The organism is Chitinophaga sp. (genome assembly GCF_036566945.1).
In the GTDB taxonomy this organism is placed as follows: domain Bacteria; phylum Bacteroidota; class Bacteroidia; order Chitinophagales; family Chitinophagaceae; genus Chitinophaga.
Window position 1 is genome coordinate 1 of sequence record NZ_DATCVJ010000313.1, and the last position, 14,852, is coordinate 14,852.

The 14,852-nt window shown below is 46.8% G+C and carries 17 protein-coding genes; 8 read left to right on the top strand and 9 right to left on the bottom strand.

Features of this window, described 5'->3' with window-relative positions; translation table 11 throughout:
* Positions 1-16: 16 nt before the first annotated feature.
* The 4 genes from VIP81_RS09195 to VIP81_RS09210 all read right to left on the bottom strand — a co-directional run bounded on the left by VIP81_RS09195 (position 17) and on the right by VIP81_RS09210 (position 3,427).
* Positions 17-454, bottom strand: coding sequence for a VOC family protein (locus tag VIP81_RS09195; protein WP_331958824.1), 438 nt, complete (start codon positions 452-454; stop codon positions 17-19).
* Positions 455-559: 105 nt separating this feature from the next.
* Positions 560-1,666, bottom strand: a complete 1,107-nt coding sequence (locus tag VIP81_RS09200; protein WP_331958827.1) for an ABC transporter permease — start codon at positions 1,664-1,666, stop codon at positions 560-562.
* Positions 1,667-1,682: 16 nt separating this feature from the next.
* Positions 1,683-2,450: a DUF1295 domain-containing protein gene (locus VIP81_RS09205; RefSeq protein ID WP_331958830.1), complete on the bottom strand. Its 768-nt coding sequence runs from the start codon at positions 2,448-2,450 to the stop codon at positions 1,683-1,685.
* The gene (locus VIP81_RS09210) at positions 2,447-3,427 is read right to left on the bottom strand and encodes an NAD-dependent epimerase/dehydratase family protein (protein WP_331958833.1); all 981 of its coding nucleotides are present in this window, start codon (positions 3,425-3,427) and stop codon (positions 2,447-2,449) included. The genes VIP81_RS09205 and VIP81_RS09210 overlap by 4 nt, the downstream gene beginning before the upstream one ends.
* 288 nt (positions 3,428-3,715) lie before the next feature.
* Here VIP81_RS09210 and VIP81_RS09215 point away from each other — a divergent pair, with 288 nt between their 5' ends.
* The 3 genes from VIP81_RS09215 to VIP81_RS09225 all read left to right on the top strand — a co-directional run bounded on the left by VIP81_RS09215 (position 3,716) and on the right by VIP81_RS09225 (position 5,726).
* Positions 3,716-4,612, top strand: coding sequence for an SMP-30/gluconolactonase/LRE family protein (locus tag VIP81_RS09215; RefSeq protein WP_331958836.1), 897 nt, complete (start codon positions 3,716-3,718; stop codon positions 4,610-4,612).
* A gap of 56 nt (positions 4,613-4,668) precedes the next feature.
* Complete coding sequence (locus VIP81_RS09220; protein WP_331958839.1) at positions 4,669-5,031, top strand: hypothetical protein; 363 nt, start codon at positions 4,669-4,671, stop codon at positions 5,029-5,031.
* A 65-nt stretch (positions 5,032-5,096) separates the two neighbouring features.
* On the top strand, positions 5,097-5,726 hold the full coding sequence (locus VIP81_RS09225) for a murein L,D-transpeptidase catalytic domain-containing protein (protein WP_331958842.1): 630 nt from the start codon (positions 5,097-5,099) through the stop codon (positions 5,724-5,726).
* Here VIP81_RS09225 and VIP81_RS09230 read toward each other — a convergent pair.
* On the bottom strand, positions 5,709-6,713 hold the full coding sequence (locus VIP81_RS09230) for a phosphotransferase (protein ID WP_331958845.1): 1,005 nt from the start codon (positions 6,711-6,713) through the stop codon (positions 5,709-5,711). The two genes, VIP81_RS09225 and VIP81_RS09230, sit on opposite strands and share 18 nt — an antisense overlap.
* Positions 6,714-6,763: 50 nt before the next feature.
* Entirely contained in the window at positions 6,764-7,300 is a 537-nt protein-coding gene (locus VIP81_RS09235; RefSeq protein WP_331958848.1) for a GNAT family N-acetyltransferase, read from the bottom strand.
* A gap of 50 nt (positions 7,301-7,350) precedes the next feature.
* Here VIP81_RS09235 and VIP81_RS09240 point away from each other — a divergent pair, with 50 nt between their 5' ends.
* Positions 7,351-8,019, top strand: coding sequence for a YiiX family permuted papain-like enzyme (locus VIP81_RS09240; RefSeq protein ID WP_331958851.1), 669 nt, complete (start codon positions 7,351-7,353; stop codon positions 8,017-8,019).
* Positions 8,020-8,071: 52 nt separating this feature from the next.
* Here VIP81_RS09240 and VIP81_RS09245 read toward each other — a convergent pair whose 3' ends face one another.
* Positions 8,072-8,494 (bottom strand): SRPBCC domain-containing protein, encoded by a 423-nt coding sequence (locus VIP81_RS09245; RefSeq protein WP_331958854.1) that lies wholly within the window; start codon positions 8,492-8,494, stop codon positions 8,072-8,074.
* A gap of 133 nt (positions 8,495-8,627) precedes the next feature.
* Complete coding sequence (locus VIP81_RS09250) at positions 8,628-8,963, bottom strand: metalloregulator ArsR/SmtB family transcription factor (protein WP_331958857.1); 336 nt, start codon at positions 8,961-8,963, stop codon at positions 8,628-8,630.
* Positions 8,964-9,112: 149 nt separating this feature from the next.
* Here VIP81_RS09250 and VIP81_RS09255 point away from each other — a divergent pair, with 149 nt between their 5' ends.
* The 3 genes from VIP81_RS09255 (at position 9,113) to VIP81_RS09265 (ending at position 11,251) form a co-directional block, all read left to right on the top strand.
* A complete protein-coding gene (locus VIP81_RS09255; protein ID WP_331958860.1) occupies positions 9,113-9,889 on the top strand; it encodes a GDSL-type esterase/lipase family protein in 777 nt (258 codons plus the stop codon).
* Positions 9,890-9,973: 84 nt separating this feature from the next.
* Entirely contained in the window at positions 9,974-10,921 is a 948-nt protein-coding gene (locus VIP81_RS09260; RefSeq protein WP_331958863.1) for a DUF6929 family protein, read from the top strand.
* A 27-nt stretch (positions 10,922-10,948) separates the two neighbouring features.
* A complete protein-coding gene (locus tag VIP81_RS09265) occupies positions 10,949-11,251 on the top strand; it encodes a hypothetical protein (RefSeq protein WP_331958866.1) in 303 nt (100 codons plus the stop codon).
* A 76-nt stretch (positions 11,252-11,327) separates the two neighbouring features.
* Here the strand turns inward: VIP81_RS09265 and VIP81_RS09270 are convergent, their stop codons facing one another.
* Positions 11,328-13,727, bottom strand: a complete 2,400-nt coding sequence (locus VIP81_RS09270) for an ABC transporter permease (protein WP_331958869.1) — start codon at positions 13,725-13,727, stop codon at positions 11,328-11,330.
* A 450-nt stretch (positions 13,728-14,177) separates the two neighbouring features.
* Between VIP81_RS09270 and VIP81_RS09275 the strand changes: the two genes are divergently transcribed.
* A partial coding sequence (locus VIP81_RS09275) for a carboxypeptidase regulatory-like domain-containing protein (protein ID WP_331958872.1) occupies positions 14,178-14,852 on the top strand: 675 nt, incomplete at its 3' end.

Sequence of the window (14,852 nt, forward strand, 5' to 3'; positions counted from 1 at the left end):
AAAAAAATGAGTGGAATTAGCTTTGTTGTGCGTAATCAAAATTGATCAGCCATTGTATGCCGAATTGATCTGCAAACATGCCGAAATAAGCGCCCCATGGTGCTTTGCCCATAGGCATGAATACCTGGCCACCGGCAGATAAACTGTTGAACAGGTGATCAGCTTCTGCTTCACTATCCGCCTGGATAGCTACGGAAAACTGGTTGCCCGCGGTGATGGGGATATTACCAGGACCGTCGCTGCCCATTAAAATCGTGTTTTTACCAATTGGCAATGCCACGTGCATAATCTTGTCTTTGTCGGCCGGGCCACATTGTTCCGGACTGCCATCACCGGCAGGCATATCACCAAACCGGGAAATCATCAGGAACTCGCCACCAAAGGCTTTTTTATAGAGATTAAAAGCTACCTCACAGGTGCCATCAAAAGTTAGATAAGGATTCACTGCTGCCATGATAAATTGTTTTTTATGATTGACTGTTAATGCCTCAAAGGTATCCACCTCCCGGCAAACGGATGGAGGCGGGGTAAGACAATCATAGGGGCAATTGCGACATATTTATTCCCACCTGAATAGTCGCACCGAAAGTATGGCAATTATGGTGGCCCAAACGATGAGCCCCAGCAGCTGCACCGGTATTTGCCAGATATGCAAACCCTCAAATGCTATTTTGCGGAGCCCATCTACAAAGAACGTGAGGGGCAGCATTTCGCAGAAAGTGCGCAGCCACACCGGGTAGTTGTCTATCGGAAAAAATAACCCGCATAACAGCACCTGTGGTACCGTGAGGGTATTCGCTACCGGCGCAATAGAACTTTCATTACGGATCAGGCCACTGATAATAAAGCCGATGCCCATGAAGATGACCAGCCCAAACACCGATAGCAGCAACATTTCCAGGAAGGTAATCAGGCCATTGACCAGCGTGAAATCGAACACATAATATCCCAGTGCCGTAATGATGATAAAGCAAAGGATCTGGAACAACAGCCGGCTGATCATCTCACCCAGCAACAAAAAAGAGCGTTTGATCGGAGTAACGTATATGCGTTTCAGTACGAGGGTATTCCGGAGATTAAATAACAGGAAGGCAGAGCTGAAAACGCCGGCCATCAGTAAAGAAAAACCCAGTTGTCCCGGTAAAATAAAATCAATCTGCCGGTATACCCTGCCCGGTATATGTACCATTTTGATACTGGCTGCCACCGGTTGATTCGGTAATACTTTCCGGTTTACCTGCGAGGCGGCTTCCTGCAAGGCGGCCTGTATCAGTGGCAGCTTATCGGCCACGGCACTGCTGCCCAGCAGGTCGGTACCAAAATAAGGTACCCCATTGGTTACTGTTGGCGGATGCAGGTATAAGATGCCCGCAATTCTACCCTTTTTTAACTCACCCAGCATGGCGGCAGAATCCTTGCCGTAAGAAAGATCAAAGATGCGGATGGCTTTTACCGCCGCATACATCGGGCTGCTGGTATCGCTGTGGGGCGACAATACTATTTTTACCTTCACCGCAGTATTGTCTACCATGGCGCCAAATACCGTCACAAAAATGATCGGGAATAATAACGCAAATACGACAGACGTAGGACTGCGGACGGTAGCAATCAAACTCGCCCTTGCCAATACCAATGCTGCTTTAAGCTGACTGTATTTTTTTGACATACGCTACGCTTTAAGGTTACCAGGTAAAAGGTAATAATGCTTTACGGTTTTCCGGGTATTCCGGAAACTGCTGCCGGTACCAGCGATGATTCGCCAGTGCACGGGGTATAAGATTGGCGCAGGTCCATATAAAGAACGCCAGCGCCGGCAAACTCCAGGTGAGCAACGCATAACCGCCCCATTCCATGATTTCACCCGCCAGGTTAGGAGAGGAGATGTATTTAAAAAGACGGCTGGACGGGATCTTGTAACCCGTCTCCGTTTTTTTTCTTAACTGTATCAGCTGGTAATCGGCTTTCCAGTTGATGTACATACCCGACAGAAAAAGTACAATCCCCACTATAAAAGCCGGACTGCTGTACCAGTTGTCCGGATAATGCCCGAAGGCGGCAAACCAGATGCCCAGCAGGGAGCCGTTCACGGTATTAAACAACATAGCAGATAACATAATCACCACCGGCATCTTTTTACCTTTGGTGCGTATCATGAACGGATATACGAAACTGCGGTGCAGGTAATGCAGCAGAAACAGCCCAATCATTACACCGGCAGGACTCCGCCAGTTAAAAGTTTTAAAGGGTATCCAGGTAAAAAAAGAAACCAGCACGGTGGCTTCCATCAGCAACCAGCCAATTTTGTTGCTGATCATGGGCCCCCATTGTTCATTGCTGAAGCGACCATACGGCGCTTCCCTGCGTAAGAGGTATAATCCGGCGCCAATACCGGTAGCTGCCCAACAGCAAATAAAAACTACATATCCTCTCAATGGTAAATAATCAATCATTTGATAACACCTGTTTGTTTAAACCAGTCGATCGTATCCTGTAAAGTGGTTGTAAAAGCACGGGGCCGGAACTGTAGCTCCGCCGTGGCTTTTGCATGGTCAATTTTTTTATTGCTGTAAATCAGGTTGTATACAGACTGCCTCGTATAAAAAGGAGGTCCACCCCGGAGGGTAGCCAGCATTCTCATCAATGGCAGCATCATGAATACGAGCCACAAAGGTACTACCGGCAGCGATATGCTTTTACCTTTTATGCGGCCGGTTTCTTTACTGAGCGTCACCAGTGAAGCCCATTCCCCGCTGAGGAGGTAGGCTTTGCCGGGTGTGCCCATGCTGATCGCATTAACAATGGCGCCGGCCACATCTCTTACGTCTACAAAATCAACACCACCTGGAAACAGCGCCGGGATTTTCCCGTTGTAAATATTCACGATGGCTTTGCCTATCAGCGAAGGTTGCTGATCAAAGGGCCCCATCACGGCGGAAGGCGCCAATACAATCACTTCCATGCCGTTGCCATTGTACTCCAGCGCGATGGCCTGTGAGACCGCTTTGGAATGATCATAGCTATGCTGTACGTCGGTGGCCACTCCCCGGCTTTCATCCATTCGTTCGTCGTACGGAGCCTGGTTAAAAGCGGCGACAGAGCTAAGATGGATAAACCTTTTCACGCCAGCCTGCAGGGCTGCAGCCGCCAGGAGCCGCGTACCGCCCGTGTTCACCAGGAAAAGATTTTCATCGGGTGTATCATCTACGGAAATGACCGCCGCCAGATGTATCACCACATCCGCCTCCGTCACCAGCGCCTGTAAACTGTCGTTGTCCAACAGGTGCCCATGTACGAATTCGATGTTTTCCGGTGGATTCGCCGGCGGGGCTTTACGGGTGAGCAGCCGCAGTGAGTGCCCGCGGGAGAGCAATAAAGGAGTCAATACAGTACCTATATAGCCAGATGCGCCTGTTATTGCAATTCTCATCTTAAATATAAAATCAGTTTAATCCGTAAAAGATAACGTAAATCGGTAGCAATAGTTGACTTTTTTAATATTTATATATATTTGTTCATTAGGAAGGAGGAGCACTGAACGCCATAGCCGAACATACCCATGAAATCGAAAGTGTATAAGCCACATCCCGCTTTACAGGATCTGGTGAATTGTATCAGCATTTATGGGGTAGACTTTAGCGTTTCAACCTGTACCCCCAAATATTTAGTAAAATTTCTCCGGCATAATTATTACAATTGTAGAAATTGATGAATCATTATGCGATTGAGATTTTATTCCACGTTACTATTGTTTATGGGGAGTATCCCCGCCATGGCACAGGATTCGCTTCCGCCCACAGTGGCTGATAATGCCCGCGCAGAGCTGCTTTCAAAACAATTTGCATTTACAGAAGGGCCGGTGGCCGATAAAAAAGGGAACGTCTATTTTACAGATCAGCCCAATGATAAAATCTGGAAATATGACACCAAGGGACAATTGTCGGTGTTCCTGGAAAAATCGGGGCGCGCCAACGGATTGTACCTGGATGCCAAAGGCAATATCATAGCCTGCGCAGATGAGAAAGACGAATTGTGGTCCATCTCTCCCAAAGGAAAAATAAAAATACTGGTAAATAATTTCGGGGGACACCGGCTCAACGGACCCAATGATGTTTGGGTAGCGCCCAATGGCGGCATCTATTTTACAGATCCTTACTATCAGCGTGACTACTGGGATCGTAAACAACCGGATATAAAAGAAGAAAGCGTGTACTACCTGGCGCCGGGTGCTAAAATGCCCGTGATTGCCGCGGAAGATATCGTAAAACCCAATGGCATCATCGGTACCCGCGATGGTAAACAGGTGTATGTAGCAGATATCAATGGTGGTAAAGTGTACCGTTATGACGTGAATAAAGATGGCACTTTAAGCGGGCAGCATTTAATGGCCTCCAAAACTACTGACGGCCTGGCATTGGACAGTGAAGGAAATTTATACCTCTGCGGCAATGGTATTACCGTGGTGAATAAAGAAGGGCAGCAAACAGGCCATATCCCCATCCCGGAAGGATGGACGGCCAATGCATGCTTTGGCGGGAAAGACAATAACATCCTGTTTATTACGGCCGGCAAAGGTCTTTATATGCTGAAGATGAAAGTAAAAGGAGGGGAATAGCCGTCAGAATTTTAGGGGAAGTCGTAATATTGCGTTTTGAAACTAAAAATAAGAGTATGTCAGTTGCGATGGATATTATGCGTGCCCTGGACCCTGCAGGTTTGGAAAGGTTTAAGATTAACCTGGATACTCCCGTGCAACCGGAGAAGATAGGAGAGGTGTGGACGTTGAAAGTAGTGCCTTTTGAGCAGACAGAAACCAGCAGGAAGGCGTTCAACCAACTGTTCGACAATCATAAAACCGCCAAATCATGGGTGGTGGAAAATAAAGAAGAAGCCATTGCGGTGGTGCAGGAACTCTATCTGCAATACGCCGGTAAATTGCCGCAGCCTTTTGATGAAACGCAGTTGAACATTGCACATTACCCCACTACCGGCCGTTATTCTATCCTCATTCACATTACAGATATCTGGGAATAACGCATATGCCTTCGCAAATTTTTGCGGAGGCATATGGAAAATACAGGTCGTTGCATCTGTAGAGTATGGCACTCAAAAAAGCATTAAGCATAGGGTTGTTGGCCGCCTGTATGCTTGCCTGTAACGATAACAAAAAAGTTCCCAAGCCCCCGGTAGCGGTGGTGTCCACGCCTTCGTTGGTGATGGCGCCAGATCCCGTAATACTGCGCCGTAAAGCAGACCAGCTGCAGCAATATGCCACAGCACATGGTTATAATACCCGCTATGCTTTTCTGGCAGACTTCAACGTATTTTCAGGTGCTAGAAGATTTGTGTGCTATGATTTGCAACAGCATAAAATCATTAGTACCGGGTTGGTGTCGCATGGACAGGGGCCTGATGTCAGGGCCGAAAGAATGGTGTTTTCCAATGTCTGCGGCAGCCGCTGTTCTTCCCCTGGTAAATATCGTATAGGCGGTAAGTATAGTGGCCGGTTTGGAACGGCCTATAAGTTATATGGACTGGATAGCACCAACAGCAATGCGTTTAATCGTTTTGTGGTATTGCATAGTTATCCCAGTGTACCACTCAAACCCCAACTGGAAGGCATTGTACGCAGTGATGGTTGCCCTATGCTGAATCCTGATTATTTCGCTACCCTGGAACCTTATCTGGATAAAGCTTCCCGCCCCATACTGCTATGGATTTACCGCTGATGTTGCCGGCAGGTATAAATCATAATACCGTTTTACCAGGATGTTAATATATCTTTTGAGATAGGCTTCATTTAAAAACGAGTTAGACCAGTTGTGATAACGTTTTGATTGAATACCCAGGTAGAAGAAATACAGGGTGACACCCAACGCAGGCAATAAACGTTTTTCTTCCGCAGAGATGGGCATTACAGATGTATAGCCGTCCAGGAAAGCATCCATCTTTTCCTGACACACATCCATTTCCCGCAGCACGCTGTGCTGCTGTAAAATGTAATAAGCGATATCCAGACATTGCCAGCCATTACCACAGAAGTCGAAATCAAAAATGGTGATATCTCCCTGCTCGTTGATATTCATATTATCAAACCAGATGTCCAGGTGCACCACACCTTGCCTGATAGCGCTGGTATCTGCATTCCGGAGCTCTTTCAGGAGGTACTGTTGAGCGTTCACCAGAAATTCCCATTCTGCTGTATCAGCGCTGAGAAATGGTTGGATATAAGCCAGTGATTCTTCCAGCAGGTTGGTGGGCGTATAAGTGATTCTGTTCAGCGGTAAATTTTGGGTAAGCTGGTGAATACGGGCCATGGTGGCGCCTATTTTGAAGTGAACTTCATTGGCGTATAAGGGTAACTTTTCTCCGGCGGCATAAGTGAATAATACGCCGTAACGGTCTCCCTCCGGCGCATGGAAAGTTTGAATGTACGCGCCGTTTTTATCTGCCACCGCCCAGGACACGGGGAGTGCATGATCTTTCAGTAATTGCAGCAGCCGGATTTCTTCCTCCATGTCGGTTTGGGTTCTCCAGTTAAGGCTGTATACGCGGAAAACGTATTTGCCGGTAGCGGTGCTTACAAGATAAGTATCATTGATACCTGCTTTGATCAGGTGGCAGTCTGCGCCTGGCGCCATATCATACTGCGATGACAGATACAGGGCCAGGTGCGACGGCGACAGCTGGGAATTGGAAACCGGAAAATGGGTCATGGGTTGCGCTTTAAGTGAGAAAGGGGGGCGCAAATATAACCAAATATTTCCTATTGTGCTTTAGGCAATGGTAAATCCAGTCGCATGAGAATATCTGTTTGTTTTTCATCACCGAGCATAAAGGCATGTTTATCAAATTCGGAAAACCCGTTCTTTTTGTAGAAGCCAATGGCTTTGGTATTATGTTCCCACACGCCGAGCCACAGGAACGGCGCTTTTACGTCCTGCGCTGCACTGATGGCATGGTTGAACAGCAGCTGACCTATTTTTTGTCCCTGGTGAGATTTTAGTACGTATATGCGTTCCAGTTCTACCGCTTTGCTGTTGAAGACTTCCGATTGTGCCGATTTGAAATTCAGTTTCATGTAACCCACAGGCTGGGTTTTTAACATGGCAAAGAAGAATTCGGAATCGGGATTGCTCATTTCGGAGGATAGCTTGGTAATACTGAGATTCTCCTGCAGGTAATGCCGCATATTTTCCGGCGTATTATCCGCAGCGAAGCTTTCCTGGAATGTTTGTCGGGCTATGTTTTGCAATAGTTCTACCTCCGCAGTGATGGCGGGCACGATAAGTATATTATTCATTTTTTCTGGCTTATTGATAATAGCATTTATTTTTACTGAAATTTCCGGGTATGTCAATTTTTAGAAAAACGGGTATCACGATGCTGCTGGTACTGGTTATCGCGGGTTCATTACTGGGGGCACGTACTTTTATTTCCGGCCATTCATTCACAAAGAAAATGATAGTTGCCGTTCCGGATGTAGAGGAAGGCGATATTATTTTTCAGGTATCTGAATCTGGATTAAGTACGGCCATTCAATTGGCAACACATTCCAAATATAGTCATTGCGGAATAATTTTTAAAAGAGATGATGACCAATGGTATGTATATGAGGCGCTGCAACCGGTAAGATATACGCCACTGCAACAATGGATCAGCCGGGGGAAGAACGGGCATTGCGTGATTAAGCGGCTGAAAGACGCTGCCAACGTGCTTACACCGGCAGTGATTACTAAAATGAAAGCAGCCGGCACACCCTTCAATGGGAAAGATTATGATTTTTATTTTGGCTGGTCAGATGAACGGATTTACTGTTCAGAGCTGGTATGGAAAATTTATAAAGCAGCTACCGGCCTGGAAGTAGGGAAGCTGCAAACCCTGAAAGAGTTTGATCTGAGCAGCCCTGCAGTAAAGCAACAGATGAAAGAAATTTATGGAGACCATATTCCGTTAGACGAAAAAATAATTTCTCCGGTGAGCATGTTTGAATCGCCCTTGCTGGTAACGGTGAAGGGATAAGCAGTACGAATGAGTGGCAGGCGCCATGCAGCAATTCGTAATGCTTTCCTCCTTATTTCGCCAGGAAATCCTTCAGAGAAGTACCCAAAATATAATTCCAGCCTTCTGAAAAGCGTTCCACCGCAAATGCCTCCTCCAGGGGGAAGGTATCCAAACCACTATGCGTTATTCTCAACCTTGTTTTATCGCCCTCCCGAAATAGTTCCCAGGTAACTTCAGAGTCACCGGCATAACCATCATATCGCCAGCTGTAGGCGAGCTTTTTAAGCGGCTCAACCGCGGTTACTTTGCAGTGGTGAAGATATTCTTCTCCTTCTTTTCCTGCTTTAAAACTAAATTCAAAACCAGGCGTAGCTTCAAAGGTTGTTAGCGGGAAATACCATTGCTTTAATTTTTCATTGTCTGTGAGGGCCTCCCACACTGATTGCACTGGTGCATTCATGGTACGTTCAACAACGAGTGGATGGGTATTCATAAATGATGATTTTATGTTGATGATTTTTTGCACTTCCGGCAACAGGAAAACTTGCACTGTTTGTAGTCGCCGTTACCTAATGACGGGTTCCACTAAAATCATTCCTGTTTGTCGGCACAATACCTAAGGAGGATCACTCCGATTGCTTTTTCCTCCTTGGCCGTTGTGTTTTGACCGGAGGAGGTGCCGGCTCATGCGGTTTCTCTTCCCAGAAAACATGATACTGTGCTGTCCAGTCGGCTACCGCTTTTAACTGTTTCAAATCGGCGCTGCAATAACGTTCCCTGCCTTCCTGCTTAATCGTCACCAGTCCGCATTCGGTCAGGATCCGGATATGTTTGGAAATGGCCGGGCGGCTGATCTCAAAGTTATCGGCAATACTATTGAGGTTCAGTTGGGCATTGGCCAGTAAACCAATGATCTGCCGCCGGGTTGGATCTGCTATGGCCTGAAATACGTCTCTTCTCAAGTGAGCTGTTTTTAAGTTATGTAACCTTTCAGTTACAAATATAAGTAACCATTTGGTTACATAATTTTTTTTTAGAGAGACAGGTTCGTATAAAAAATGCATAATTATCCGCTGAACATATTATTTTACACGATTCAATGCTTACACTCATGATGAAAAGAATCTCTGGTGCCCTTTGCTTATTTTGCCTGCTGTCGGGCATTACAGCCATGGCACAATCAAAAAAACTGAACATCGTTTTTATCGGAAACAGTATTACGCAAGGTGGCGGCCTGGCACATCCACTGCAGGATGCCCCGCCTGTAAAAGCCTGGGAGTGGCTGAAACAAGCCATGCCAGATGCCGTAGTCAATTACAGCAATCAGGGGATAAGTGGTTCCACGACGGTTGATTTCCTGCCTGCCACTAATCGTTTATTCAACAACGTTATAAAGGCAGCGGATGTTTTTAAAAGCGATAAAGATGCTACGCTGGTATTTTCTATGGTACTTGGCACCAACGACAGCGCCATAGAGGGCCCCAATGGTTCCCCTGTATCTCCGGAAAATTATAAAGTCAACGTAACAACAATCCTGGATCGCCTGTTGAAAGACTATCCCGGCTGCATCATCATTTTACACCATCCTACCTGGTACAGCCCTAATACACAGAACAGTTCCCGCTATCTCGCAGAAGGACTGGCAAGGTTGCAATCTTATTTCCCGGTGTTAAACAGTATTGTGGCCAGCTATCGCAGCACGCATCCCAAACAGGTGTATACCGGTTACACCGGCGGATTTAAATACTTTGAGAAGCATCCTGAACTATTTATCCAGGAGCACGGTAAAGCAGGTACCTTTCAGTTGCATCCAAACGAACAGGGAGCGGCGGAACTGGGCGTTTTCTGGGCCAAGTCTATCAAATCAGTTGTCAGCAAATTAAAATAAAGTTGGTGAGGGCCGTTGTTAAAGGAAGCCTATGGCATACCCTTTTTGTATGAAAAAACAGAGCTTTACACCAACATACATCGCATGAAAGCAGGGATTACGCTACTACGCACTTTACTACTACATGATTTTCCTTCTGCCTCTGCAGTGGAGTATTTCGATGGAAAGCTTTACCTCATTGGGGATGATGCCACCTGCATCCTGGTGCTGGATAGCAACTATCGCGTAGTTAAAAGTATTCCGATAGCGGATGCTCCCGGCCCCCGGATGGCTAAAACAGAAAAGCCGGACTTTGAAGCGTCTGCGCTGATCCGGTGGCGGGGAGCGTCTTACCTGCTGGCTTCGGGTTCGCTCGCTACAGAGAAGCGTCGTCAGCTGCTGTTGGTACCACTTGAGGTGGAAGGAGCAACCACAGCGCCGTCGAATAATCCGGCGGTTGTTAGTGCAACACCGTTGAGCACCCACCTGCAACGAATCAATTATCCTGATACATTCGTCCCGCAACTGCTGGCAACAGGTATCCGTGAGTTGAACATAGAAGGCGCCACCGTTATCGGAAACACGCTGTTACTCAGTAACCGCGGCAATGATGCCTATCCGGTGAATCAGCTGATTCTTATCGCCAATGGTTTTTGGGAATCCGAACAGCTTCCGCCGTTTTCCGTACTGCCGTTAACGTTACTAACGCCTACGGGGGCATTTGCAGGCGTATCTGAACTGTGTTATGTGCCCGAAAAAGATTGGTTGCTCTGCACCTTATCATCAGAGGCTACGACAAATGCCTATGACGACGGCGCCATCGGCGACAGCTATATCGGATGGATAACAGATATCTCCCAAAAGCTTACCCACACTACACTGGCAATAGATGGATGGCTGAACCTGGCCGCTGCAGATGCCGTGTTTAAAATGGAAAAGATAGAGGGCATTTGTGTGGAGCGCATCACAGAAGATACGTTGGTGTTGCACCTGGTATCTGACAATGATGGGGGAGAAAGTCGCTTGTTTAAAGTAGCGCTATCGCTAAAGTGATGTCTATAAAATTAATACCTTCGCAATATGGACATAGAATTTGATGAATCAGGACTTGCCGTGAAATATGATGAGGACATTGATGATACCCTTTCCTGGGAAGATGTGGTCCGTATTTCAGGCTATAAAGTATATGCGTATCCGGGAGAAGCTACCTTCCTCGTATTCGAAGCGGCCGACGGTGAAACGTTGGAAGTATCCGATGAAATGAGCGGCTGGCTGGAACTCCTGGGTGGGTTGCATAATATATTCAAGCTGTCTCCCGGCTGGGAAGAAGAGCTGTCAGACGCAGAACCGGGTGGGGAAGACGTTATCTTTTTTACGAAGTAGCCCGCATCCGCTGTTTCATAACGGCGGATCAGTGATACGTTCGTCAGCAAAGCACTTTGCTGACGAACGTCATCCATTATTCTGACTTTAAACTATTCACCGGGTTAGCCATGGCAGCTTTAATCGCCTGGAAACTCACGGTGATCAGGGCTACCAGCAATGCACCGCCACCCGCTATAATAAACACCCATACACTTAACGGAACACGATAGGCGAAGTCCTGCAACCAGCTGCTCATAGCCCACCATGCCAGTGGGAACGCGATCGTGGCAGAGATAACCACCAGCTTTAGAAAATCTTTTGATAACAGTTGTACAATACCCGTGATGCTGGCGCCCAATACTTTCCGGATTCCAATCTCCTTGGTGCGTTGCGCCGCAGTGAAAGAAACGAGCCCGAATAACCCCAGACAGGCAATAGCAATGGCAAAAACAGAGAATAGCATAAAGAGCTCACCGAGTCGTTGTTCTTCCCGGTATTGCCGGTTAAATGCTTCGTCCTGGAAAAAATAATCGAACGACATAGACGGAACAATGGTCTGCCAGTCTTTACCAAGATTAGCCACGGTAGCTTCCGCACGACGGGTATTTATTTTCAGACTGATATAATTCAGCCAATCGGGATTATAAAATATAGCCATGGGCGTTACACCACGCTGCAACGAATTGAAATGAAAATCTTTGTATACACCGCATACCGTACCCCAGCCCCAATCGAATTCCTGACCCAGCGCATCTTCCGGCTTTTTCCAGCCAAAGAAAGGCAGCGCTGCTTCATTGATCATGATATCGCCGCTTTTCTGAGAGGTATCTGGTGCCATGTTGCACAAACGGCCCGCCAACAGTTTGATGTTATAGGTGCGGAAAAACTGGTCGTCGGCAGACAGTAACCGTGTATCCGTTTTTTTAGCAGGATCACTTTTGAGCCGTAACAGGTTGTTGCCGAACTCCTGCCCGGGCACATTCCCAGACGCGGTAACAGACAATACATCTGCCTTCCCCTTAAACTTATCGATCAGCGCTTTCACGTTTTTGTGCGCCTCACCGTTGATCGGAATCACCAACACCTGCGACTGATCAAAACCCAGATCGTAGTTTTTCATGTACTGCAGCTGCTTATAAACAACGATAGTGGCAATGATCAACAGTATGGAGATAGAGAACTGCGTTACCACCAGCGCGTTCCGCAGGAAATGGGTTTTCATTTGTACCCCGCTTCGCTGCATCATCCGGGAAGGATTAAATCCGGAGAGTACAATGGCCGGATAGATCCCTGCCAGTAATCCAATCAAAAGGCTGATGCCCAATCCCGCCGCGATCATGCCCGGCTGTAATAAGATACCCGGCGTAAAGTTTTTATCTGCAATATGATTAAACGAAGGAAGAAACACTACCACCAGTAATATAGACAGCAGGAACGCGATGCTGCTCATGGTGACGGCTTCTATCATAAACTGCAATATGAGTTGGGAACGTTTGGCGCCGATAACTTTTCTGACACCTACTTCTTTAGCCCTGGTAGTGGCCTTGGCAGTGGCCAGATTCACGAAATTGATCCCTGCAATCAACACGATAAATAAAGCCACAAAAGAAAGCACACGCATGTAATATGCATCGCCGGTTTTACTGAGTTCGTAACGCAGATGCGAATGCAGGTGCAGATCCGCCAGTGACTGTAGAAAATACGTATATACCTGTCCGTTAGCTTTAATCTGATCGCCTACATATTGATAGGCGAGATACCTGATCTGCTTTTCAAATGCGGCCGCAGCAATGCCCGGTTTTAACCTGACAAATGTTTGCACTACCGTGCCATGCCAGTTATCATTGTTGCGTTTGAACCACTCCAGGTGACGAAAGGACACTGCCGAAATAATAAAATCCGGCCGGAAATAAGTGTTGAAAGGAATATCTTTCAATACACCCGTTACCCGGTAATGCTTTTCACCAACCGTTAATATTTTATTGAGATATTTACTGGCATTATTTTCCTTTCCAAAATATTTTTCTGCTTTGGCGGCTGTCAGTACAATACCATCCGTTTCGTTCAGGGCGGTACGTACATTGCCGGCCAACAAAGGATAGGGGAGTACTTCCAGTAAATTACTGTCTGCGAGATACACCGCTTTTTCGGGAATTTGTTGCTGCGTACCGGTGCTGACCACCGAATTACTGAGGTAGTCAAAAATGCGGGTAGCAGCTGCTACCTGCGGGTAAACCATCACCGCAGACTGGAGGTTGCCGGGTGTGGAGGAAAACCTCAGCGCCTCGTTCGTCTGGGTCTTTACTTCCTCGGCAATCCTGTATACGTCAGCGTGCTGCGGAATCCACTTATCGTAGCTATATTCATCTGTTACATAAATCGCAATGAAGAAACAAGCCGTAAGACCCATGGTAAGCCCGGCAAGATTCAATAAACTATGTGTGATGTTTTTCTGAAAACTCCGCCACGCGATTTTGAGCTGACTTTTAAACATGGTGTATAATGTTATGAAAGGGGACTTGCCAAGCAAATGCCAATTTACACGGTATTGATTATCAATGTATAGAAACAGAAATTTTGGTGAATAGTTGTCCGTTTTTAAGGGGGCGTGTTCATTATCGAACACCCATAAGTGCAGCCGATTATCCTGACTGAAATTTCCGTGTTTATTACCGGCTATGTAATAAGTGAAGTTATTTCCTTCCCGACAAAGTAAATTTATCTACCACAAAAAAATAACTCCTTTACATTAGTCTATTAATTTGGTAGACTAAAAACTTGTTGGTACTTTTAACGCTGAATGGAAATCTAAAATCGCAATTCAGCCGTCTTTGGTTCTTTAAACAGTTTTATCAACTGGCCCTTGTATATCAGTGAGCATCCACCGTGTGGTTGTTCTTTCGCAGGCATGGCAACAGCCTGGGCGGGGCCTCAAAAATTACCTATGGATTCTTTTTACTTTCAGTCTTTCAAAGAAAAATGGCGGAGCGTATTTTTGCTCGTGGCCTTACTGACGCCTTTATATCTGCTGGCGCAGGAAAAGCGTGCAGGCGTTACCGGTACTGTTCAGAATGAACGTCATCAGGGAGTGCCGGGCGTATCTGTGGTGGTGAAAAATGAAACCACCGGCGCCACTGCATCCACACAAACCAATGGCAGCGGTACTTTCCGCTTCACGAACCTCGGTGTTGGCGGTCCTTACACTGTACAGTTTACTTCTATCGGCTATGAACCGGCACTGGTAGGGAGCCTTACTTTATCCGAAGCGCAACCACAACAGATAAACATTACCCTGAAGGAATCTACTTCTTCCCTTAACCAGGTAGTAGTGGTAGGATATGGTGTACAACGCCGGAAAGAAATTACCGGTGCCGTGGCGTCTGTACGTGCTGCTGATCTGAAAGATCAGCCGGTCACCAGCTTCGAACAGGCCATTGCCGGTAAAGTGCCCGGTGTACAGGTGCTGCAAAATACCGGTGCTCCCGGTGGTAGCATCAGCGTGCGCATCAGAGGACTCAACTCCATCTCGGCAGGCATCGATCCTTTATATGTGGTAGACGGGATCCCACTTTCCAACGACCTGAAAAATTTGCAGGGATCTACAGATGTGGTCAACATC

Bases quoted from the DNA above. Each gene is read 5' to 3' on its own strand.
- VIP81_RS09195 (WP_331958824.1), bottom strand. From the start codon at position 454: ATGGCAGCAGTGAATCCTTATCTAACTTTTGATGGCACCTGTGAGGTA.
- VIP81_RS09235 (WP_331958848.1), bottom strand. From the start codon at position 7,300: ATGAATAATATACTTATCGTGCCCGCCATCACTGCGGAGGTAGAACTA.
- VIP81_RS09200 (WP_331958827.1), bottom strand. From the start codon at position 1,666: ATGTCAAAAAAATACAGTCAGCTTAAAGCAGCATTGGTATTGGCAAGG.
- VIP81_RS09205 (WP_331958830.1), bottom strand. From the start codon at position 2,450: ATGATTGATTATTTACCATTGAGAGGATATGTAGTTTTTATTTGCTGT.
- VIP81_RS09225 (WP_331958842.1), top strand. From the start codon at position 5,097: ATGGCACTCAAAAAAGCATTAAGCATAGGGTTGTTGGCCGCCTGTATG.
- VIP81_RS09245 (WP_331958854.1), bottom strand. From the start codon at position 8,494: ATGAATACCCATCCACTCGTTGTTGAACGTACCATGAATGCACCAGTG.
- VIP81_RS09240 (WP_331958851.1), top strand. From the start codon at position 7,351: ATGTCAATTTTTAGAAAAACGGGTATCACGATGCTGCTGGTACTGGTT.
- VIP81_RS09265 (WP_331958866.1), top strand. From the start codon at position 10,949: ATGGACATAGAATTTGATGAATCAGGACTTGCCGTGAAATATGATGAG.
- VIP81_RS09215 (WP_331958836.1), top strand. From the start codon at position 3,716: ATGCGATTGAGATTTTATTCCACGTTACTATTGTTTATGGGGAGTATC.
- VIP81_RS09270 (WP_331958869.1), bottom strand. From the start codon at position 13,727: ATGTTTAAAAGTCAGCTCAAAATCGCGTGGCGGAGTTTTCAGAAAAAC.
- VIP81_RS09255 (WP_331958860.1), top strand. From the start codon at position 9,113: ATGATGAAAAGAATCTCTGGTGCCCTTTGCTTATTTTGCCTGCTGTCG.
- VIP81_RS09260 (WP_331958863.1), top strand. From the start codon at position 9,974: ATGAAAGCAGGGATTACGCTACTACGCACTTTACTACTACATGATTTT.
- VIP81_RS09220 (WP_331958839.1), top strand. From the start codon at position 4,669: ATGTCAGTTGCGATGGATATTATGCGTGCCCTGGACCCTGCAGGTTTG.
- VIP81_RS09210 (WP_331958833.1), bottom strand. From the start codon at position 3,427: ATGAGAATTGCAATAACAGGCGCATCTGGCTATATAGGTACTGTATTG.
- VIP81_RS09230 (WP_331958845.1), bottom strand. From the start codon at position 6,713: ATGACCCATTTTCCGGTTTCCAATTCCCAGCTGTCGCCGTCGCACCTG.